The following is a 20140-nucleotide window of genomic DNA, read 5'->3' as shown; positions in this document are numbered from 1 at the left end:
CGCCGCCCTGTCCGCTACATATCCGTACGGCTACGCGGCCCTGCGGCCACGTCCCGCCGCCGCGCCGCCGCGTCCGGCCCCGGAGCGCCCGGCACCCGCGCCGCGCGACTCGCCGTTGGCACGGCCGCCGCCCGTAGCCGCGGTGCGGGAGGCGCCGCCCGTGCCGCGGGCCTCGCCGCCGCCCTGTCCGGCGCCGCGCCGGCCCCGGCCGCGGCTGCCCGAGCGGAAGCCGGTGCCGCCCGCCGCGGCCCCGCCCGAGCGCGTGCGCTGCTTCGGCGGGGTCGGCTGCGGGACCTCGATGACGATCGCGACACCGGACGGCTCACGGGCCCCGGTGATCCGGGTGAGCTCCTCGTCGCTGGACTTGATCCGGGTGGTCCGCGGGGCGATGCCCGCGTCGGCCATCAGCCGGGTCATCTCCCGCTTCTCCTCGGGCAGCACCAGGGTGACGACGCTGCCGGACTCCCCGGCGCGCGCGGTGCGCCCGCCGCGGTGGAGGTAGTCCTTGTGGTCGGTCGGCGGGTCCACGTTCACGACCAGGTCGAGGTCGTCGACATGGATGCCGCGGGCCGCCACATTGGTCGCCACGAGCGCGGTGACCTGGCCGTTCTTGAACTGGTCCAGGGTCCGGTTGCGCTGCGGCTGCGAGCGCCCGCCGTGCAGGGCAGCGGCCCGTACACCACTGGCGAGCAGCCGCTTGGCGAACCGGTCGGCGGCGCGCTTGGTGTCCACGAACATGATCACCCGGCCGTCGCGGGCGGCGATCCTGGTGGCGACGGCCTTCTTGTCGGTCTCGTCGGCCACGTGCAGCACATGGTGCTCCATCGTGGTGACGGCGCCGGCGGACGGGTCGACGGAGTGCACGACGGGGTCCGTCAGGAACATCTTGACCAGCCGGTCGATGTTCTTGTCGAGCGTCGCGGAGAACAGCATCCGCTGGCCGTCCGGCTCGACCTGCTTGAGCAGGGCGACGACCTGCGGCATGAAGCCCATGTCGGCCATCTGGTCGGCCTCGTCGAGGACGGTGATGGCGACCTGGTCGAGGCGGCAGTCGCCGCGCTCGATGAGGTCCTTCAGCCGTCCGGGCGTGGCGACGAGCACCTCGGCGCCGCGGCGCAGCGTGCCGGACTGCTTGGTGATCGACATGCCGCCGACGACGGTGGCAAGGCGAAGGTTCACGGACGTCGCGTACGGCGTCAGCGCGTCGGTGACCTGCTGGGCGAGCTCGCGGGTCGGGACGAGGACGAGCGCCAGCGGCGCCTTCGGCTCGGCGCGCCGTCCGGCGGTGCGGGCCAGCAGGGCGAGGCCGAAGGCGAGGGTCTTGCCGGAGCCGGTGCGGCCGCGGCCGAGGATGTCCCGGCCTGCGAGCGAGTTCGGCAGGGTGGCGCCCTGGATCGGGAACGGTTCGGTGACGCCCTGCGCGGCAAGGGTCTTCAGCAGGGCTGCGGGCATGTCCAGCTCGGCGAACGCCTCTACGGCGGGCAGTGCGGGGGTCATGGTTTCGGGCAGGGCGAATTCGCCCTGCGGCGGCGTGGCCCTGCGACGGGGCGACGCCTTGCCGGATCCCTTGCCGGAACCCTTAGCGGTTGCCTTTGCCGGGGCCGTGCCGCGCCCCCTCGACGGGCGGTTGCGGGCGGGTCGGTCCTGGCGTTCGGAGCGGGTCATACGGAATTGCCCTCCTGGGGGATTCCTGAGGAGTCCTGGGGATTCCTGAGAACTGCGTGGGACTGCTGGGGAGCGCTGTGGGCAGGCGTGCGTGTTCGCCATGTCCTGGGGACAGCACAAGCCGGGACCCGCACCTTCACGGTGCGGGCCCCGGCTGCGAGGTACGCGTCCGGCAATTAGGCCGGGACGATGTTCTCCGCCTGCGGGCCCTTCTGGCCCTGCGTGACGTCGAAGGAGACCTTCTGGCCCTCCTGGAGCTCACGGAAGCCCGAGGTGGCGATGTTGGAGTAGTGGGCGAAGACGTCGGCGCCGCCGCCGTCCTGCTCGATGAAGCCGAAGCCCTTTTCCGAGTTGAACCACTTCACGGTTCCAGTAGCCATGTCATTCTCCTAAAAGAGGTGCAGTGCCGGAAATCCGCACTTTACGAATTTCAAGTCGCCGCATTGAGCCCCATCCGGAGAAAGCCGGAAAACAATAATGCGCCTGAGGAAGCATTCCCGTCAGGCGCACATAAAGTTCATGGGTACCAAAACTGCAACTCGGCAACCGTAGCACGTTCCGCCGGTCCGCGGTGGGAACACACCGCGCCGCCGACCGGCGGATTCTTGTCCCGGCCCTTGTGGTAACTGGCCGGGAGCGGTCTCGGAACGCCACCGGAATCGTTGCCGGGACCGGTGCCCGAGCGGTTCGGCGACCGTGTCGGAGGGGTTCGGCGACCGTGCCCGGCCGGGTCCGGGGTCAGAGCCGTTCGATGATCGTCACGTTCGCCTGACCGCCGCCCTCGCACATGACCTGGAGTCCGTAGCGGCCGCCGGTGCGCTCCAGTTCGTGCAGCAGAGTCGTCATCAATTTTGCTCCGGTTGCGCCGAGCGGGTGACCGAGGGCGATCCCGCCGCCGTTGACGTTGACCCGGTCGGGGTCGGCCCCGGTCTCCTTCAGCCAGGCCAGCACGACGGGGGCGAATGCCTCGTTGATCTCGACGAGGTCCATTTCGTCGATGGTCATTCCGGCTTTCTTGAGCGCGTACGCGGTGGCCGGGATCGGTGCCGACAGCATGCGGATCGGGTCCTCGCCGCGTACCGAGAGGTGGTGGACGCGGGCGCGCGGGGTGAGGCCGTGCTCGGCCACCGCGCGCTCGGAGGCGATGAGCAGGGCGGCGGCGCCGTCGGAGATCTGCGAGGAGCACGCGGCGGTGATCGTGCCGCCGTCCAGGACCGGCTTCAGCGCCGCCATCTTCTCCGGGGTGGTGTCGCGGCGCGGCCCCTCGTCGGTGGTGACGTCGCCGAGGGCGACGGTCTCGCGCGCGAAGCGGCCCTCGTCGATGGCGCGGATCGCGTGCCGGTGGGAGCGGAGCGCGAACTCCTCCATGTCCTGGCGGCTGATGCCCCACTTCTCGGCGATCAGCTGGGCGCCGTGGAACTGGTTGACCGGTGCGTCGCCGTACCGGGCGCGCCAGCCCGCGCTGCCCGCGTACGGGCCGCCCGTCAGCCCGAGGGGTTCGGCGGCCTGGCGGGAGGCGAAGGCGATGGGGATCTGCGTCATGCTCTGGACACCGCCCGCGACGACCAGGTCCTGGGTGCCGGAGAGGACGCCCTGGGCGGCGAAGTGCACGGCCTGCTGGGAGGAGCCGCACTGGCGGTCGACGGTCACGCCGGGGACCTCCTCGGGCAGTCCGGCCGCCAGCCAGCAGGTGCGGGCGATGTCGCCGGCCTGCGGTCCTACGGTGTCGACGCAGCCGAACACCACGTCCTCGACGGCCGCCGGATCGATCCCGGTCCGTTCGACGAGGGCCTTGATGACATGGGCGCCGAGGTCGGCGGGGTGGACGGCGCCGAGCCCTCCGCCGCGCCGGCCGACCGGGGTGCGTACCGCTTCGACCACATATGCCTCGGCCATGTCTGCTGCTCCTCCGTGAGCGCGGGTGGGGTCAGGTGTCGAGGGCGATGCCGTCCAGGACCATCGAGAGGTACTGGCGGGCGATCTCCTCGGGGCTGTGCAGTCCGCCCGGCCGGTACCAGGACGCCGCGACCCAGACGGTGTCGCGGACGAAGCGGTAGGTGAGGCGGATGTCGAGGTCGGCGCGGAAGCTGTGGTCGGCGACGCCGCGTTCCAGGGTGCCGAGCCAGGCCTTCTCGAACTTCTGCTGGGAGTCGACGAGGTACTGGAACCGCGGCTGGGCGGCCAGATGCCTGGACTCCTTCTGGTAGATGGCGACCGCGGCGCGGTGGCGGTCGATCTCCCGGAAGGACTCGGTGACGAGTGCCTCGATGGTCTCCCTGGGGGCCAGTCCGGCGGCGAGCACCGTGTCGTACCCCTCCCAGAGTTCGGTGAGGAAGGTCGAGAGGATCTCGTCGATCATCGATTCCTTGGAATCGAAGTGGTAGTAGAGGCTGCCCGCGAGCATCCCGGCCGCGTCCGCGATCTTGCGGACGGTGGTGGCGTTGTATCCCTGGGCGGCGAAGACCTCGGCCGCGGTGGCGAGCAGTTCGCGGCGCCGCTCGGGCGAGGGGGTCACCTGGGGCTTCTTCTTGGTAGGCACCCGACCATTCTCCGCCCGGCGGCCGCCGTCGGGGGTGTCCCGGCCGTCGCACGGTCAGGCACGCTGACTGCTGACGGAGACGACCTCGCCGGTCAGGTACGAGGAGTAGTCGCTGGCGAGGAAGACGATGACGTTGGCGACCTCCCACGGCTCGGCGTACCGGCCGAAGGCCTCCTTCGCGGTCAGTTCGTCGAGGAGTTCGGCGGAGGTGACCTTCACCAGGTGCGGGTGCATGGCGAGGCTGGGTGCGACGGCGTTGACGCGTACGCCGTACTCGGCGGCCTCGATCGCGGCGCACCGGGTGAGGGCCATGACGCCCGCCTTCGCGGCGGCGTAGTGGGCCTGGCCGCTCTGGGCGCGCCAGCCGACGACGGAGGCGTTGTTGACGACGATGCCGCCGCGGCCCGCCGCCCGCAGGGAGCGCAGAGCGGCCCGGGTGCAGCGGAAGGTGCCGTTCAGGGTGACGTCGAGGACCTTGGTCCACTGTTCGTCGGTCATCTCGGCGAGTTCGGCGGTGCCGCCGAGCCCGGCGTTGTTGACGACGACGTCGAGGCCGTCGTGGACCTGTTCGGCGAGCGCGAACAGCGCCTGGACCTGGCTCTCGTCGGTGACGTCGCAGGGCAGTGCGGCGACGCGGTCCGCGCCGAACTCCTCGGCGAACGCCTGCTCGGTCTCCTTCAGCCGGCGGGCGTGCGCGTCGCCGATGACGATGCGGGCGCCCTCCTCCAGGAATCTGCGGGCGGTGGCGCCGCCGATGCCGGCGCCCGCGGCGGCGGTGATGACGGCGGTGCGGCCGGCCAGCAGCCCGTGTCCGGATACGTACTGCGGTGCGCTCACGCCTGTACCTCCTCGGTCCGGCCCGCGGATCCTCGACGGTGCTCGTGCCCGTACGTTAACCTACCAAACACTTGTTAGGGAAGGATGAGCCGATGCCCTCTGCCCATGACGCCTCCGGCCACGACGCCTCCGCCGACGGCCACCGGCCCGGCCCGGTGCTGTACGAGCGCCGCGGCCCGGTCGCGTACATCACGCTGAACCGCCCGCGCTACCGCAACGCCCAGAACTCGGCCATGACCTACGCCCTGGACGACGCCTTCTACCGGGCCGCCGAGGACCCGGAGGTCAAGGTGGCCGTGCTGGCGGGCGCCGGGGAACACTTCTCGGCGGGCCATGACATCGGCACGCCCGAGCGCGACGCGCATCTGCCCTTCGAGCGCAGGGCGGGCCTGTGGTGGGACCACTCCGACAAGACCGGGGCGGAGAGCCGCTTCGCCCGCGAGTCGGAGGTCTATCTGGGCATGTGCCGGCGTTGGCGCGAGCTGCCGAAGCCGGTCATCGCCTCCGTCCAGGGCGCGTGCGTGGCCGGCGGGCTGATGCTCGCCTGGGTCTGCGACCTGATCGTGGCGAGCGAGGACGCCTTCTTCGCCGATCCGGTGGTGCGGATGGGCATCCCCGGTGTCGAGTACTTCGCGCACCCGTGGGTGATGCCGCCCCGGATCGCGAAGGAGTTCCTGTACACCGGCGACCGGATGGGCGCCCGCCGGGCGTACGAGGTCGGCATGGTGAACAAGGTGGTGGAGCGGGCGGAACTCGCCGATTCCACACATGAGCTGGCACTGCGGATCGCCGGGATGCCGCGCCTCGGGCTGGCGCTGGCCAAGCGCGCCGTCAATCAGGCCGAGGACCTCCAGGGAATGCACACCGGGATGGACTCCGTCTTCGGGCTGCACCACCTCGCCCATGCGCACAACGCGGAGACGGCGGCGGACCCGCTCGGCGGCATGGACATCGCCTCGATGAAGAAGAAGGCGGACGGCTGATGGATCTGTCCTGCACGGCGCAGGAGGCGGCCTTCCGGGCCGAGGCGCGCCGATGGCTGCGGGCCAACGTGCCCGCCGGGCCGCTGCCGTCGCTGGAGACCGCCGAGGGCTTCGCCGCGCACCGGGAGTGGGAGGCGAGGCTGTACGCGGACCGCTGGTCGGTCGTCTCCTGGCCGGCCGAGTACGGCGGCCGGGGCGTCGACATCTTCCGGTGGCTGATCTTCGAGGAGGAGTACTACGCGGCGGACGGCCCCGGGCGGGTCTCGCAGAACGGCATCAACCTCCTCGCCCCGACCCTCTTCGACCACGCCACGGACGAGCAGCGGGCCCGGGTCCTGCCGTCGATGGCGAGCGGTGAGGTGATCTGGGCGCAGGCCTGGTCCGAGCCGGAGGCGGGATCGGACCTGGCGTCGCTGCGTTCACGGGCGGTGCGCACGGACGGCGGCTGGCTGCTCTCGGGGCAGAAGACCTGGTCCTCCCGGGCCGCGTTCGCGGACCGGGCGTTCGGCATCTTCCGTACCGATCCCGGTGCGGCCAAGCCGCACCAGGGGCTGACGTATCTGATGTTCGGCCTGTCGGCGCCGGGGGTCTCGGTCCGGCCCATCGGGCGGCTCGACGGCAAGCCGGCCTTCGCCGAGCTGTTCCTGGACGAGGTGTTCGTACCGGACGAGGACGTCATCGGGGAGCCCGGACAGGGCTGGCGTATCGCCATGTCGACAACGGGCAACGAGCGCGGGCTGACGCTCCGCTCCCCCGGCCGCTTCCTGGCCGCCGCCGACCGGCTGGCCGCGCTGTGGCGCGCCCAGGGCGATCCGTCGGACACGGCGATGCGGGACCGGGTGGCGGACGCGGTGATCGGGGCGCGCGCGTATCAGCTCTTCACCGGCGCCAACGCGTCCCGCTTCGCCGCCGGGGCGTCCATCGGCGCGGAGTCCAGCCTGAACAAGGTGTTCTGGTCCGAGTACGACATCGCGCTGCACGAGACCGCACTCGATCTGCTCGGCCCGGACGCGGAACTCGCCGCATCCGAGTGGGCCGAGGGCCATGTCTTCTCCCTCGCGGGCCCCATCTACGCCGGCACGAACGAGATCCAGCGCGACATCATCGCCGAGCGGCTGCTCGGCCTGCCGAAGGGACGGCGCTGATGCGTTTCCTGCTCGACGACGAGCAGCGGGAGTTCGCCCGCTCGCTGGACGCGATGCTGACCGCCTCGGACACTCCGTCGGTGGTACGGGCCTGGGCCGCCGGGGACCACGACCCCGGCACGGCCTTGTGGGCGCGGCTGGCGGGAGCGGGGGTGTTCGCGCTCGCGGTACCGGAGGCGTACGAGGGCGTCGGCCCGCTGCCGGTGGAACTCGCGGTCGCCTTCACCGAGTTGGGGCGGCATGTGGTGCCGGGGCCGGTGGTGGAGACGGTCGCGGCCGCGGTGCTGCTGGCGGACGTGGGCGGCCCGGCGGCCGAGGAGTGGCTGCCCCGGCTGGCGTCCGGCGCGGCATCGGCGACGCTGCGGGTGGCGGGGTGTGGGCCGTACGCGCTGGACGCGGACGCGGTGGACGCCGTGTTCACGGTGACCGGCGACGAGTTGCGGCTCGCGCCGGGTCCCGGCGAGCTGAGTCCGTCGTCCGACCCGGCCCGTCGGCTGCTGCGCCCCGAGCCGGGCGGGGAGCTGCTCGCGTCGGGGGCCCGGGTGGCACAGGCGGCGGTGCGGGCCGCCCGGTGGGCGGCGTTCGCGACGGCCGCCCAGGCGCTCGGCACGGGCGAGGCGCTGTTGCGGACCACGGTCGCGTACGTCGGACAGCGCACCCAGTTCGGTACGGCCATCGGTTCCTTCCAGGCGGTCAAGCACCGGCTGGCGGACACCCTGATCGGGCTGGAGTTCGCCCGCCCGCTGCTGTACGGGGCGGCACTCGCGCTCGCCGGGGGCGCTCCGGACGCCGGGGCGGCGGTGGCGGCGGCCAAGGTGACGGCGGGCGAGGCGGGGTACGCGGCGGCGCGGACCGCGCTGCAGTTGCACGGGGCGGTGGGGTACACGCAGGAGCTGGACCTGTCGCTGTGGCTGCGCAAGGCACGCCCCCTGCGCGATGCGTGGGGAACGCCGGGGGCGTGCCGGGCGCGGGTGCTGGCCGACAGGCCGGCCGCGTCAGGAGACCTCGCCCATTGAGCCGTCGTCGTTGCCCCTCCGGAAGGTGCGCAGCGGGTGGCCGGGGCGCCATGCCTGGATGGCCAGGGTGTCGCCGCCTTCGAGACCGGTGCGTACCACCTCGGTCAGCTCCAGGCGGAAGAGGTGGAAGGGTTCCGGTGGCTTCACCTCCTCGATGAAGCGGGCCAGCACGGCGGGGTCGGTCACCTCCACCGCGCGGCCGGAGATCCGGACGTCCCCGTCGGTCATCTCGGCGTCCGGTCCGGGGTTGGCGTGCACCGCGAACCGGGGATCGCGCAGCAGGTCCAGCGCCTTGCGCGAGTTCGGCATCATGCCGAGAAAGGGCTCGCCCAGCCGGAAATCCACTTCGAGGCCGGTCACGCGCGGGGATCCGTCCTTGCGCAGGGTCGCCAGGACGTGGTGCTTGTACTGCTCGAAGCGGGTCCGGACGGTGTCGGCGAAGGCCGGCTCCGCCGAGCGGAACTCTTCCCAGGAACTCGATGTCATGCGTCCATGGAACCCTGGAATCCCGACATCTTCTGTCTGCTTTTCCCGGCCGCACCCGATCGGCGGCTAAGGGCTGTCCCGTAATCCCTGGTGGATCAGCGTGCGGCGTCAGATGCGGTGCATCGCAAGGCGGAGGGACGCCCGAATACTGGATGTATTCGGGCGTTCCGACAACGCGGCGAGGTGCCGTAGCTGTCGTCGCACGCCCGCCAGGGATTACGGGACAGCCCTTGGGGCCTGTCCGGCGGATCAGGGTCGGGCAGGCCTGGGCCGCCGGGTGCCCGTCGTCATCCGGCCGACAGGGTGATCAGCAGGGCCCAGCCATGGGTCCGCAGCACGCCCGGCGCCTCCTCCCGCGTCAACAGCGCGTCGTAGCGGTCGAGTTCGATGTCCGAGCCGTCGAGCACCGCACCGTCCTCCAGCGCGATGGCCAGGACCGCCCCGCCCGGGGGTGCCGCGAGCCGGACGGTGCCGCGCACCACCGCGACCGCCGCACTCGTCCGCCCCCTGCGGCACATCACATTGACGTTCACGACCGGGCCGCCGAGCAGTCTGCCGTCGGTCTCCAGGTCACCGGGGAAGTCGTGCGGCCAGTACGGCTCGTCGACGATGTGGTGCTCGCCGCCCACCATGAGGTCCATCCCGGCGCCCTCGACCACGGTCAGGGTCCGGTCGATGCCCGGGAACGAGGAGAACGGCCCGTCCTCGGCCACATCGGCGAGGCTGACCCGCCAGTCGAAGGCGCCCATCGGCGCACCCTCGGGGTGTGCCGCGATCTCCCGGGTGACTCCCCCGCCGTTCTTCCAGGGCGTGGCCGTGCGGTCGGCCGCCCGCAGCACCCGCGCCCTCACTTGACGATCCCCTGGGCCCTGGCCGCGGCCAGCCACTGCGGGAATTCGGCGACGAGCCGGTCGTAGAGCTCGGCGTCCGGGACCTGTCTCGGGTCGGGTCCGGCGTGGAAGAAGCCGGCGTTGTCGACGGCGCGCTTGGCGGGTACGGCCAGCTCGTCGAGCTTGCGCAGGAAGTCGAACTGGTTGCTCCGCTTGTTGCCGAAGCCGATGAACTGCCAGAACAGGGGCAGTTTCGCCGCCTTGCAGAGATAGCGTTCCGCCGCGTGCTTGCTGATCGGGCCGCCGTCCGTCTGGAAGACGACGAGCGCGGGCGCGGTGGAGCCGCTGTCGATGTAGTGGTCGATGACGGCGTCCATGGCCAGGTGGTAGCTGGTCTTCCCCATGTGCCCGAGGTCCACCACGACGGCGTCGACCCGGCCGCGGTGGTTGTCCAGGGCCATGTCGGTGACGGCGTCGACATCCGTGGAGAAGACGACGAGGGGGACGCGGCCGTCGTCGTCCAGATGGGCGGAGAGCCCCAGCACCCGGTCCGCCAGGGCCTGGACGCTGCCGTCCTTGTAGTACTCCCGCATGGAGCCGGAGTGGTCGAGCACCAGATAGACCGCGGCGCGCTCGCCGCTCATGCGGTGCTTGGTCAGCGAGACGGCGGCGCTCTTGTAGAGGCTGACCAGCGCGGGCGCGCTCTCCTCCATCGTGCGGAGGCTGATGGCCGGACCTGGTGCGGCGACGGACGAGCCGGCCATGCGGATTCTCCGATCCTCGGTGTGTCGGGCATGTCAGAACCCTGAGCGTAAGCCACTCAGGTATGCCCCTGTCGGGCGGCGTTCGCTATCTTGATCTGCCGCCGCCCCACCGGCCGCTCGTGTCCGCCCACCCCTGAAGGAGCCTGCCGTGGACGCCGCGGTCACCACCTGTTACCGCCATCCGTCGTACGAGACGTATGTGAGCTGCACCCGCTGCGAACGCTTCATCTGCCCCGACTGCATGCGTGAGGCCGCGGTCGGCCACCACTGCGTGGAGTGCGTGAAGGAGGGGCAGCGTTCGGTCCGGCAGGCGCGCACGGTGTTCGGCGGTGCGGTCGTGCGGTCGGCGGTGCCGCTCGTCACGTATGTGCTGATGGGCCTCAACATCGTGGCGTACCTGGGCGAGTTGGTCCGACCGGGGATCGTCGACCGGTTCGCGACGCTCGGTGCGGGGCTGAACGGCCCGGACGGCGGGCACTACGTCTACGAGGCCGGGGACTTCCCCGGCTTCGATGTGATCGGCGTGGTGGGCGGCGAGTGGTACCGGCTGCTGACCGGGGCCTTCCTGCATCTCCCGCCGGGCGGATCGTCCCTGGGGTCGCTGCCGTTCGGGGTGCTGCACATCCTCTTCAACATGTACGCGCTGTGGAACCTGGGCCGGGTCGTGGAGGACCAGCTGGGCCGGGCCCGCTACCTCGCGCTGTACCTGCTGTCCGCGCTGGGCGGTTCGGTCCTGGTCTATCTGATCGCGCCGTTCGACGGCACGGTGGGCGCCTCGGGTGCGATCTTCGGTCTCGGGGCGGCGTTCTACGTCATCAACCGGCGGCTGGGCCGCGACATGCGGGCCGTGAACCGGTTCATGGCCGGCTTTCTGATCTGGATGCTGATCTCGGCCGGGTTCGCCTCGTGGCAGGGCCACTTGGGCGGGCTCCTGACGGGCGGCATCGTCACCGTCGCGTACGCCTACGCCCCGGCGAAGCGCCGTACGACGGTTCAGGCCGCCGCGGCTGTGGTGGTGCTCGCCGTACTGGTGCTGCTGGTGGTGCTCAAGACGTCCGCGCTGACGGGCTGAGCCGGGGCAGGCCGGACCGGGGCAGGCCGGACCGGCCCCGGACGCGCCACGGCGCCTGCCGAATCGTCCGGTCGGGGACGGGCAGGCGCCGCGTTCAGTTCCGCACGCCGTTGTGCGGGACGTCTCTGTGTGCCGTGATCAGACCGCCAGTGAACGGTCCGTCGGGCGGATCGGGGCCGGCAGCGCGCTGGCTCCGGTCAGGAAGCGGTCCACCCCGCGTGCCGCGGAGCGGCCCTCGGCGATGGCCCACACGATGAGGGACTGGCCGCGGCCGGCGTCACCGGCGACGAAGACGCCGCCGACGTTGGTGGCGTAGTCCGCGTCGCGCGCGACATTGCCGCGCTCGTCGAGCTCCAGGCCGAACTGCTGGACCAGACCGTTGGCCTGGTCGGTGCCGGTGAAGCCCATGGCGAGGGTGACCAGCTGTGCGGGGATGCTCCGCTCGGTGCCGGGCTTCTGCTCCAGCTTGCCGTCCTTGAACTCCACCTCGACCAGGTGCAGCGCCTGGACGTTGCCGTCCTCGTCGCCCTCGAAGTGCGTGGTGGAGACGGAGTAGACCCTCTCGCCGCCCTCCTCGTGCGCGGAGGTGACCTTGTAGAGCATCGGGAACGTCGGCCAGGGCTGGTTGGCGTTCCGGTCCTCGCCGGGCCTCGGCATGATCTCCAGCTGGGTGACGGAGAGCGCGCCCTGGCGGTGGGCGGTGCCGACGCAGTCGGCTCCGGTGTCGCCGCCGCCGATCACGACGACGTGCTTGCCCTCGGCGGTGATCGGGGAGACCGTCAGATCGCCCTCCTGCACCTTGTTGGCCAGCGGCAGGTACTCCATGGCGAAGTGCACGCCGTTCAGCTCACGGCCCGGGACGGGCAGATCGCGCGAGACGGTGGCACCCGCGGCGATGACGACCGCGTCGTACCGGCGGCGGAGCTTGGCGGCGTCGATGTCCTTGCCGATCTCCGTCTCGGTGCGGAACTTGGTGCCTTCCGCGCGCATCTGCTCGATGCGGCGGTTGATGTGCGCCTTCTCCATCTTGAACTCGGGGATGCCGTACCGGAGAAGGCCTCCGATGCGGTCCGCGCGCTCGTAGACGGCGACCGTGTGGCCGGCCCGGGTCAGCTGCTGGGCCGCGGCGAGACCGGCCGGGCCCGAGCCGATCACGGCGACGGTCTTGCCGGAGAGCCGCTCGGGCGGCTGCGGGGTGACGTCGCCGCTGTCCCACGCCTTGTCGATGATGGAGACTTCGACGTTCTTGATGGTGACGGCCGGCTGGTTGATGCCGAGCACGCACGCCGACTCGCACGGGGCCGGGCAGAGCCGCCCGGTGAACTCCGGGAAGTTGTTCGTGGCGTGCAGGCGCTCGGACGCGGCCGACCAGTCCTCGCGGTAGGCGTAGTCGTTCCACTCGGGGATGAGGTTTCCGAGCGGGCAGCCGTTGTGGCAGAACGGGATGCCGCAGTCCATGCAGCGGCCGGCCTGCTTGCTGATGATCGGGAGGAGCGAGCCCGGAACGTAGACCTCGTTCCAGTCCTTGACGCGCTCGCCCACGGGACGGGTCTCGGCGACCTCGCGCCCGGTGGTCAGGAAGCCCTTGGGGTCAGCCATTGGTCGCCGCCTCCATCATCTTCTCGGTGGTCTCCTGCTCGGAGAGACCGGCGAGCTCAGCGGCGTCCTTGGCGGCGAGCACTGCCTTGTAGGTGGACGGGATGATCTTGCTGAAGCGGGCCACCGCGGTGTCCCACCCGGCAAGCAGCTTCTCGGCGACCGTGGAACCGGTCTCCTCCTGGTGGCGGCGCACCACATCGTGCAGCCACTGCTTGTCGGAGTCGGAGAGCTCCTCGACCGCGCCGAGGTTCCCGGCGTTGACGTTGTCGCGGTTGAGGTCGATGACGTACGCGACACCGCCCGACATGCCGGCCGCGAAGTTGCGTCCGGTGTCGCCGAGCACGACGGCGTGACCGCCGGTCATGTACTCGCAGCCGTGGTCGCCCACGCCTTCCGAGACGACTGTCGCGCCGGAGTTGCGGACGCAGAACCGCTCACCGGTGCGGCCGCGCAGGAACAGCTCGCCGCCGGTGGCGCCGTAGGCGATGGTGTTGCCCGCGATGGTGGAGTACTCGGCGAGGTGGTCGGCGCCGCGGTCCGGGCGGACGACGACCCGGCCGCCGGAGAGGCCCTTGCCGACGTAGTCGTTGGCGTCGCCCTCCAGCCGCAGCGTCACACCGCTCGGTACGAACGCGCCGAAGGACTGGCCGGCGGAGCCGGTGAAGGTGATGTCGATGGTGTCCTGCGGCAGACCGGCGCCGCCGAACTTCTTCGTCACCTCGTGGCCGAGCATGGTGCCGACGGTGCGGTTGATGTTGCGGATCGCGATCTGGGCCCGGACCGGCTGGGCGGTCTCGGCGCTGTCCGCGTTCAGGGCGTCGGCGGCGAGCCTGATCAGCTCGTTGTCGAGGGCCTTGGCCAGACCGTGGTCCTGCTCGATCCGCGCGTGACGGACCGCGCCCTCGGGCAGCTCGGGGACGTGGAACAGCGGCTTCAGGTCGAGGCCCTGTGCCTTCCAGTGCGTGATCGCGCGATCGGTGTCGAGCAGCTCGGCGTGGCCGACGGCCTCTTCGATCGTACGGAAGCCCAGCTCGGCGAGGATCTCGCGGACCTCCTGGGCGATGAACTCGAAGAAGTTGACGACGTACTCGGCCTTGCCGGAGAAGCGGTCCCGCAGGACCGGGTTCTGCGTGGCGATGCCGACCGGGCAGGTGTCCAGGTGGCAGACGCGCATCATGACGCAGCCGGAGACGACGAGCGGCGCGGTCGCGAAACCGAACTCCTCGGCGCCCAGCAGCGCGGCGATGACCACGTCCCGGCCGGTCTTCAGCTGGCCGTCGGTCTGTACGACGATGCGGTCGCGCAGGCCGTTGAGCAGCAGCGTCTGCTGGGTCTCGGCGAGGCCGAGCTCCCAGGGGCCGCCCGCGTGCTTCAGGCTCGTCAGAGGAGAAGCACCCGTGCCGCCGTCGTGGCCGGAGATCAGGACGACGTCCGCGTGCGCCTTGGAGACACCGGCGGCGACCGTGCCGACACCGACCTCGGAGACCAGCTTCACGTGGATGCGGGCCGCCGGGTTGGCGTTCTTGAGGTCGTGGATCAGCTGGGCCAGATCCTCGATGGAGTAGATGTCGTGGTGCGGCGGCGGCGAGATCAGACCGACGCCCGGGGTGGAGTGCCGGGTCCTGGCGACCCACGGGTAGACCTTGTGGCCGGGCAGCTGGCCGCCCTCGCCGGGCTTGGCGCCCTGCGCCATCTTGATCTGGATGTCGTCCGCGTTGACCAGGTACTCGCTGGTCACACCGAAACGGCCGGAGGCGACCTGCTTGATGGACGAGCGGCGCGCCGGGTCGTAGAGCCGGTCGGCGTCCTCGCCGCCCTCACCGGTGTTGGACTTGCCGCCCAGCTGGTTCATGGCGATGGCGAGGGTCTCGTGCGCCTCGCGGGAGATCGAGCCGTACGACATGGCGCCGGTGGAGAAGCGCTTGACGATGTCGGAGACGGACTCGACCTCGTCGATGTCGATGGCCTCGCGGTCCGGCCTGAAGCCGAACAGACCACGGAGCGTCATCAGGCGCTCGGACTGCTCGTTCACCCGGTCCGTGTACTTCTTGAAGATGTCGTAGCGCTTGTTGCGCGTGGCGTGCTGGAGGCGGAAGACCGTCTCCGGGTCGAACAGGTGCGGCTCGCCCTCGCGGCGCCACTGGTACTCGCCGCCGATCTCCAGCGCGCGGTGCGACGCGGAGATGCCGGAGGCAGGGTAGCCCTTGGCGTGCCGGGCGGCGACCTCCTCGGCGATGACGTCGAGGCCGGCGCCGCCGATCTTGGTGGCGGTGCCGTTGAAGTACTTCGCGACGAATTCCTCGTCAAGGCCGACGGCCTCGAAGACCTGGGCGCCCCGGTAGGAGGCGACCGTCGAGATGCCCATCTTGGACATGACCTTCAGGACGCCCTTGCCGAGCGCGTAGATCAGGTTCCGGATGGCCTTCTCGGGCTCGATGCCCTCGATGAACGTACCGGCGCGGACCAGGTCCTCGACGGACTCCATCGCGAGGTACGGGTTGACCGCGGCGGCGCCGTAGCCGATGAGCAGCGCGACGTGGTGGACCTCGCGGACGTCCCCGGCCTCGACCAGCAGACCCACCTGGGTGCGCTGCTTGGTGCGGATGAGGTGGTGGTGGACGGACGAGGTGAGCAGCAGCGACGGGATCGGGGCGTGCTCGGCGTCGGAGTGACGGTCGGAGAGCACGACCAGGCGGGCGCCGTCCTCTATGGCGGCGTCGACCTCGGCGCAGATCTGCTCGATCCGCGCGGCGAGGGCTTCGCCGCCGCCGCCGACCCGGTAGAGGCCGGAGAGCGTGGCGGCCTTCATGCCCGGCATGTCGCCGTCGGCGTTGATGTGTATCAGCTTGGCCAGCTCGTCGTTGTCGATCACCGGGAACGGCAGCGTGACGCTGCGGCAGGACGCGGCGGTCGGCTCCAGCAGGTTGCCCGACGGGCCGAGCGTGGAGCGCAGCGAGGTGACGAGTTCCTCGCGGATGGCGTCCAGCGGCGGGTTGGTGACCTGCGCGAACAGCTGGGTGAAGTAGTCGAAGAGCAGCCGGGGGCGCTCGGACAGCGCGGCGATCGGCGAGTCCGTGCCCATGGAGCCGAGCGGCTCGCCGGCGGTGCGGGCCATCGGCGCGAGGATGACGCGGAGCTCTTCCTCGGTGTAGCCGAAGGTCTGCTGGCGGCGGGTGACGGAGGCGTGCGTGTGCACGATGTGCTCCCGCTCGGGGAGGTCCTCCAGCTCGATCTCGCCGGTCTCCAGCCACTCCTCGTACGGCTGCTCGGCGGCGAGGGCGGCCTTGATCTCGTCGTCCTCGATGATGCGGCCCTCGGCCGTGTCGACGAGGAACATCTTCCCGGGCTGGAGGCGGCCCTTGCGGACGACCTTCGCGGGGTCGATGTCCAGGACGCCGACCTCGGAGGACAGCACGACGAGGCCGTCGTCGGTGACCCAGTAGCGGCCGGGGCGCAGACCGTTGCGGTCCAGGACCGCGCCGACCTGGGTGCCGTCGGTGAAGGTGACGCAGGCCGGGCCGTCCCAGGGCTCCATCATCGCGGAGTGGTACTGGTAGAAGGCGCGACGGGCCGGGTCCATCGAGTCATGGTTCTCCCACGCCTCGGGAACCATCATCAGCACCGAGTGCGGCAGCGAGCGGCCGCCGAGGTGGAGCAGCTCCAGGACCTCGTCGAAGGAGGCGGAGTCGGAGGCGTCGGGGGTGCAGACGGGGAAGATCCGGTCCAGCTGGGCCTCGCCGCCGTGTCCATTGCCGGCAGAGCCGAACAGGCTGGAGGCGAGCTGGGACTCGCGGGCCTTCATCCAGTTGCGGTTGCCCTTGACCGTGTTGATCTCGCCGTTGTGCGCGACGAAGCGGTACGGGTGGGCGAGCGGCCAGCTCGGGAAGGTGTTGGTGGAGAACCGTGAGTGGACCAGGGCGACCGCGGTGGCGAAGCGGCGGTCGGAGAGGTCCGGGAAGAACGGCTCCAGCTGCCCGGTGGTGAGCATGCCCTTGTAGACGATCGTGCGGGCGGAGAGCGAGGGGAAGTACACCCCGGCCTCCCGCTCGGCGCGCTTGCGCAGCACGAAGGCCTTGCGGTCGAGGGCGATGCCGGTGTTCTCGCCGTCGGCGACGAAGAGCTGACGGAACTCGGGCATGGTGGCGCGGGCGCCGTTGCCGAGGATGTCGGGGGTGACGGGGACCTGGCGCCAGCCGAGAACCTTGAGGCCCTCCTCGGCGGAGATCTTCTCCAGTTTGCGGACGGCCTCGGTGGAGTCGTCGGCGGGCAGGAAGGCGATTCCGACGGCGTAGGCACCGGCCTCGGGGAGGTCGAAGGCGACCTCCTCGCGCAGGAAGGCGTCCGGGACCTGGAGGAGGATCCCGGCGCCGTCGCCGGAGTCGGGCTCGGATCCGGTGGCGCCGCGGTGTTCGAGATTGCGCAGTACGGTCAGCGCCTGCTCGACCAGCTCATGGCTGGCCACACCGGTCAGAGTGGCCACGAACCCGACACCACAGGCGTCGTGCTCGTTACGGGGGTCGTACATCCCCTGCTGGGCGGGGCGACCGTCCATGGGCGACCAGGCGTCGGAACGCATCGGCTCTCCCGTCGTCGTCGTGGCATATGCAGTGCCGAGGGACGACGTTGGCCCTCTGCGAAATTTCGTGCTGGTTACATGATGGGGCGCTTCTCAAGAAGCGGATAGTTCGTTCCAACATACGGACACCGCCAGAGGCAGTGGGGGCTGAGTCGCAGTCGGAGGATCGGCGCCCGGGGGGCCGCAGAGAGCAGGCGTCGTTGCCCACGGTGTCTACGGCTCATGCCCGGCGGCGAAGGAAATGAAACCGCCAGGTATCGGCTACTTATGTGTAGCGCCGCATAAGGACTCATTTTACGCTGGCAGGAGCCGTTCCGCCCAGGGGCGGTCACCAAGACGTACATCACACGGATGGCGGACACGTCACGGGCAGGCACACCCGCCGCGCGGGTGTGCCTGCCCGGACCTTCGAGGGGTCAGCTGCCGACGGCCACACCGAACAGCGTGCCCAGACCGTAGGTGATGGCCGCCGCGGCCCCGCCCAGCACCAGCTGACGCAGTCCGCTGTACAGCCAGCTGCGGGCCGTCACCCTGGCCACCACCGCGCCGCAGGCGAACAGCCCGACCAGCGCGAGCAGCACGGCCGGCCACAGCGCGCTCGCACCGAGCAGATACGGCAGCACGGGCAGCAGGGCGCCCAGCGCGAACGCGCCGAACGACGACACCGCGGCGACGAGCGGCGAGGGCAGATCACCCGGATCGATGCCCAGCTCCTCGCGGGCGTGTATCTCCAGGGCCTGCTCCGGGTCGCGCGACAGCTGCCGCGCGACCTCGCGGGCAAGGCCGGGCTCGACGCCGCGGGACTCGTAGAGCTCGGCGAGCTCCCGCTCCTCGTCCTTGGGGTGCTTGCGCAACTCCCGCCGCTCGACGTCGAGTTCGGCCTCGACGAGCTCGCGCTGCGAGGCCACGGAGGTGTATTCGCCGGCCGCCATGGAGAACGCACCGGCGGCCAGGCCCGCCAGGCCGGTGATCACGATCGTCTGCTGGGAGACGGAACCTCCCGCGACGCCGGTCATCAGCGCGAGGTTGGAGACCAGCCCGTCCATGGCACCGAACACCGCCGGACGCAGCCAGCCGCCGTTCACGTCACGGTGGGTGTGGTTGTCGCGGTGTGCCTCGTGCAGTACGGCGTCGGTCTCGATGATGGACACAGCTCTCCCCTTCTCCGGCGGCGGAATCCACTCGCCCCGCCCCCGCTCGTCACCATCGAAAGTACGCACGAAAAACGGCCCCCGCCAGCAAGGCAGGCCGTACTTACCACCCTCTGTGAGCAGGTGAGGCCGGCTTGCCTTGCTGCTTCTGAACCGTCATCCGACTGGCCCTTTTGTTGTGATTGTCGGCCTCTGTCGGGGCTCCGCGTGGGACAGATCGAGAAGGAAGTACGAGAACTGGCTCGGTGCGAGCGAAGGGTCGACGCGATGGAGTTGATCACAGGAAGTCCGGCGGATCCGCGGACGGGCGGCGCGGGCCGGACCGAGACGCTCCGGGGGAGCCTCGGTGACCGGGCCCGGGGCTCCCTGCTCGGTCTCGCGGTCGGGGACGCGCTGGGCGCGCCGGCGGAGAATCTTCGGCCGTCGGAGATCCGTCGCCGCTGGGGCCGGATCGAGGGCTTCGTGAGCGACGACCCCGCGGGCACGGACGACACGGAGTACGCGATCTTCTCGGGGCTGCTGCTCGCCCGGCACGGTTCCGCGCTGACCGTCACGCATGTGGAGCGGGCCTGGCATCTGTGGATCGCCGATCTCGACGAGGGGCAGTTCCGCGGTGCCGGGTTCAGCGAGCGGGGAACGCTGGAGAATCTGCGCCGGGGGCTCGCCGCCCCGATCTCCGCCCAGCACCGGCACGCCTGGAGCGACGGCCTGGCGATGCGGGCGGCGCCGTTCGGGGTCTTCGCGGCCGGCCGGCCGGACGAGGCGGCGCGGCTGGTCGCGGTGGACGGTCGGGTCAGCCATGACGGGGAGGGCATCTACGGCGGCCAGGCGGTGGCGGCCGGGGTGGCCGCCGCGATGGTGGGTGCCGGGGTCGCGTCGGTGATCGCCGCCGCGCTGTCGGTCGTCCCCATGGACTCCTGGACGGCGCGTTCGCTGCGGCGGGCGGTGGCCGCCGCGCAGCGCAGCTACCCCGACCGGCTCACCATGGAACGCGCGGTGCGCTCCGCCGTGGTGGTCGGCGGCTACCCGTGGACGGACCTGGCGCCCGAGGCGGTGGGCCTGGCCTTCGGGGCGTTCGCGGCGGCCCGCGGCGACTTCCGTACGGCGGTGCTGACGGCGGTCAACATGGGTCGCGACGCGGACACCACGGCCGCGGTGGCGGGGGCCCTGGCCGGCGCCCTGCACGGGGCGTCCGCGATTCCGCGGCACTGGGGGGACGCGATCGGCCCGGTCCGGGGCAGCTGTCTGCCGGCCATGCGGGGTCACCACGTCCTGGACATCGCGGAGTTGCTCACCCCGGACGAGACGGACGGCGCGGGCGACCCGGGCGGGGAGAAGGAGAACGCCACGCCGCGCGCGGGCGGCGGCACCGACGACGAGGGCCCGGCCCGGCACCGCTCGCGTACGGACGCGGGCTCACCGCACCCGCGGCCCGCGGACGCCGACGCGGCCGAGACCCGGCACCGCCCGCCCACGA

15 protein-coding genes and 1 pseudogene are annotated in these 20140 nt (G+C 71.2%); 5 read left to right on the top strand and 11 right to left on the bottom strand.

Annotated features, from left to right (window positions below; translation table 11 throughout):
* Positions 1-30: 30 nt before the first annotated feature.
* From OG520_RS30145 to OG520_RS30125, 5 genes are all read right to left on the bottom strand, one after another.
* On the bottom strand, positions 31-1665 hold the full coding sequence (locus tag OG520_RS30145; protein WP_406015256.1) for a DEAD/DEAH box helicase: 1635 nt from the start codon (positions 1663-1665) through the stop codon (positions 31-33).
* Positions 1666-1841: 176 nt separating this feature from the next.
* Positions 1842-2045: a cold-shock protein gene (locus OG520_RS30140; protein WP_003969786.1), complete on the bottom strand. Its 204-nt coding sequence runs from the start codon at positions 2043-2045 to the stop codon at positions 1842-1844.
* Between the two features lie 358 nt (positions 2046-2403).
* Positions 2404-3561 carry an acetyl-CoA C-acetyltransferase gene (locus tag OG520_RS30135; protein ID WP_406015255.1) on the bottom strand — a complete coding sequence of 386 codons (1158 nt, stop codon included), beginning with the start codon at positions 3559-3561 and terminating at the stop codon, positions 2404-2406.
* 31 nt (positions 3562-3592) lie between these two features.
* Complete coding sequence (locus OG520_RS30130; protein WP_385326901.1) at positions 3593-4204, bottom strand: TetR/AcrR family transcriptional regulator; 612 nt, start codon at positions 4202-4204, stop codon at positions 3593-3595.
* 54 nt (positions 4205-4258) lie between these two features.
* On the bottom strand, positions 4259-5041 hold the full coding sequence (locus OG520_RS30125; RefSeq protein ID WP_406015254.1) for an SDR family oxidoreductase: 783 nt from the start codon (positions 5039-5041) through the stop codon (positions 4259-4261).
* A gap of 92 nt (positions 5042-5133) precedes the next feature.
* On the opposite strand from OG520_RS30125, the gene OG520_RS30120 reads away from it, so the two are divergent.
* Genes OG520_RS30120 through OG520_RS30110 form a run of 3 tightly spaced genes read left to right on the top strand, consistent with a single transcriptional unit; the run spans position 5134 to position 8185 of the window.
* Positions 5134-6024, top strand: a complete 891-nt coding sequence (locus OG520_RS30120; protein ID WP_406015253.1) for an enoyl-CoA hydratase — start codon at positions 5134-5136, stop codon at positions 6022-6024.
* On the top strand, positions 6024-7169 hold the full coding sequence (locus OG520_RS30115) for an acyl-CoA dehydrogenase family protein (RefSeq protein ID WP_406015252.1): 1146 nt from the start codon (positions 6024-6026) through the stop codon (positions 7167-7169). Before OG520_RS30120 ends, OG520_RS30115 begins: the two co-directional genes overlap by 1 nt.
* On the top strand, positions 7169-8185 hold the full coding sequence (locus tag OG520_RS30110; protein WP_406015251.1) for an acyl-CoA dehydrogenase family protein: 1017 nt from the start codon (positions 7169-7171) through the stop codon (positions 8183-8185). Before OG520_RS30115 ends, OG520_RS30110 begins: the two co-directional genes overlap by 1 nt.
* Here the strand turns inward: OG520_RS30110 and OG520_RS30105 are convergent.
* The 3 genes from OG520_RS30105 to OG520_RS30095 all read right to left on the bottom strand — a co-directional run bounded on the left by OG520_RS30105 (position 8165) and on the right by OG520_RS30095 (position 10265).
* Positions 8165-8671 (bottom strand): pyridoxamine 5'-phosphate oxidase family protein, encoded by a 507-nt coding sequence (locus OG520_RS30105; protein WP_399325793.1) that lies wholly within the window; start codon positions 8669-8671, stop codon positions 8165-8167. The two genes, OG520_RS30110 and OG520_RS30105, sit on opposite strands and share 21 nt — an antisense overlap.
* Before the next feature lie 287 nt (positions 8672-8958).
* On the bottom strand, positions 8959-9522 hold the full coding sequence (locus tag OG520_RS30100; protein WP_406015250.1) for a HutD family protein: 564 nt from the start codon (positions 9520-9522) through the stop codon (positions 8959-8961).
* Positions 9519-10265 carry a vWA domain-containing protein gene (locus OG520_RS30095; protein ID WP_406015249.1) on the bottom strand — a complete coding sequence of 249 codons (747 nt, stop codon included), beginning with the start codon at positions 10263-10265 and terminating at the stop codon, positions 9519-9521. Before OG520_RS30095 ends, OG520_RS30100 begins: the two co-directional genes overlap by 4 nt.
* Before the next feature lie 148 nt (positions 10266-10413).
* Here OG520_RS30095 and OG520_RS30090 point away from each other — a divergent pair, with 148 nt between their 5' ends.
* Positions 10414-11337 carry a rhomboid family intramembrane serine protease gene (locus OG520_RS30090; RefSeq protein WP_406015248.1) on the top strand — a complete coding sequence of 308 codons (924 nt, stop codon included), beginning with the start codon at positions 10414-10416 and terminating at the stop codon, positions 11335-11337.
* Positions 11338-11475: 138 nt separating this feature from the next.
* Here OG520_RS30090 and OG520_RS30085 read toward each other — a convergent pair whose 3' ends face one another.
* The 3 genes from OG520_RS30085 to OG520_RS30075 all read right to left on the bottom strand — a co-directional run bounded on the left by OG520_RS30085 (position 11476) and on the right by OG520_RS30075 (position 18663).
* Positions 11476-12936, bottom strand: coding sequence for a glutamate synthase subunit beta (locus tag OG520_RS30085; protein ID WP_406015247.1), 1461 nt, complete (start codon positions 12934-12936; stop codon positions 11476-11478).
* Positions 12929-17512, bottom strand: a complete 4584-nt coding sequence (gene gltB / locus OG520_RS30080; protein ID WP_406015246.1) for a glutamate synthase large subunit — start codon at positions 17510-17512, stop codon at positions 12929-12931. Before gltB ends, OG520_RS30085 begins: the two co-directional genes overlap by 8 nt.
* A 416-nt stretch (positions 17513-17928) precedes the next feature.
* Positions 17929-18663 carry a VIT1/CCC1 transporter family protein gene (locus OG520_RS30075; protein WP_266420601.1) on the bottom strand — a complete coding sequence of 245 codons (735 nt, stop codon included), beginning with the start codon at positions 18661-18663 and terminating at the stop codon, positions 17929-17931.
* 267 nt (positions 18664-18930) lie between these two features.
* On the opposite strand from OG520_RS30075, the pseudogene OG520_RS30070 reads away from it, so the two are divergent.
* A pseudogene (locus tag OG520_RS30070) lies at positions 18931-19812 on the top strand (ADP-ribosylglycohydrolase family protein); the annotation flags it as partial.
* Positions 19813-20140 lie beyond the last annotated feature (328 nt).

Source organism: Streptomyces sp. NBC_00984 (assembly GCF_045162475.1).
Taxonomy (GTDB): Bacteria; Actinomycetota; Actinomycetes; order Streptomycetales; family Streptomycetaceae; genus Streptomyces.
The sequence above is the reverse complement of the archived record's forward strand: the minus strand, read 5'-3'. Positions and strand labels throughout refer to the sequence as shown.

Bases quoted from the DNA above. Each gene is read 5' to 3' on its own strand.
- OG520_RS30120 (WP_406015253.1), top strand. From the start codon at position 5,134: ATGCCCTCTGCCCATGACGCCTCCGGCCACGACGCCTCCGCCGACGGC.
- OG520_RS30135 (WP_406015255.1), bottom strand. From the start codon at position 3,561: ATGGCCGAGGCATATGTGGTCGAAGCGGTACGCACCCCGGTCGGCCGG.
- OG520_RS30105 (WP_399325793.1), bottom strand. From the start codon at position 8,671: ATGACATCGAGTTCCTGGGAAGAGTTCCGCTCGGCGGAGCCGGCCTTC.
- OG520_RS30085 (WP_406015247.1), bottom strand. From the start codon at position 12,936: ATGGCTGACCCCAAGGGCTTCCTGACCACCGGGCGCGAGGTCGCCGAG.
- OG520_RS30115 (WP_406015252.1), top strand. From the start codon at position 6,024: ATGGATCTGTCCTGCACGGCGCAGGAGGCGGCCTTCCGGGCCGAGGCG.
- gltB (WP_406015246.1), bottom strand. From the start codon at position 17,512: ATGCGTTCCGACGCCTGGTCGCCCATGGACGGTCGCCCCGCCCAGCAG.
- OG520_RS30110 (WP_406015251.1), top strand. From the start codon at position 7,169: ATGCGTTTCCTGCTCGACGACGAGCAGCGGGAGTTCGCCCGCTCGCTG.
- OG520_RS30145 (WP_406015256.1), bottom strand. From the start codon at position 1,665: ATGACCCGCTCCGAACGCCAGGACCGACCCGCCCGCAACCGCCCGTCG.
- OG520_RS30095 (WP_406015249.1), bottom strand. From the start codon at position 10,265: ATGGCCGGCTCGTCCGTCGCCGCACCAGGTCCGGCCATCAGCCTCCGC.
- OG520_RS30140 (WP_003969786.1), bottom strand. From the start codon at position 2,045: ATGGCTACTGGAACCGTGAAGTGGTTCAACTCGGAAAAGGGCTTCGGC.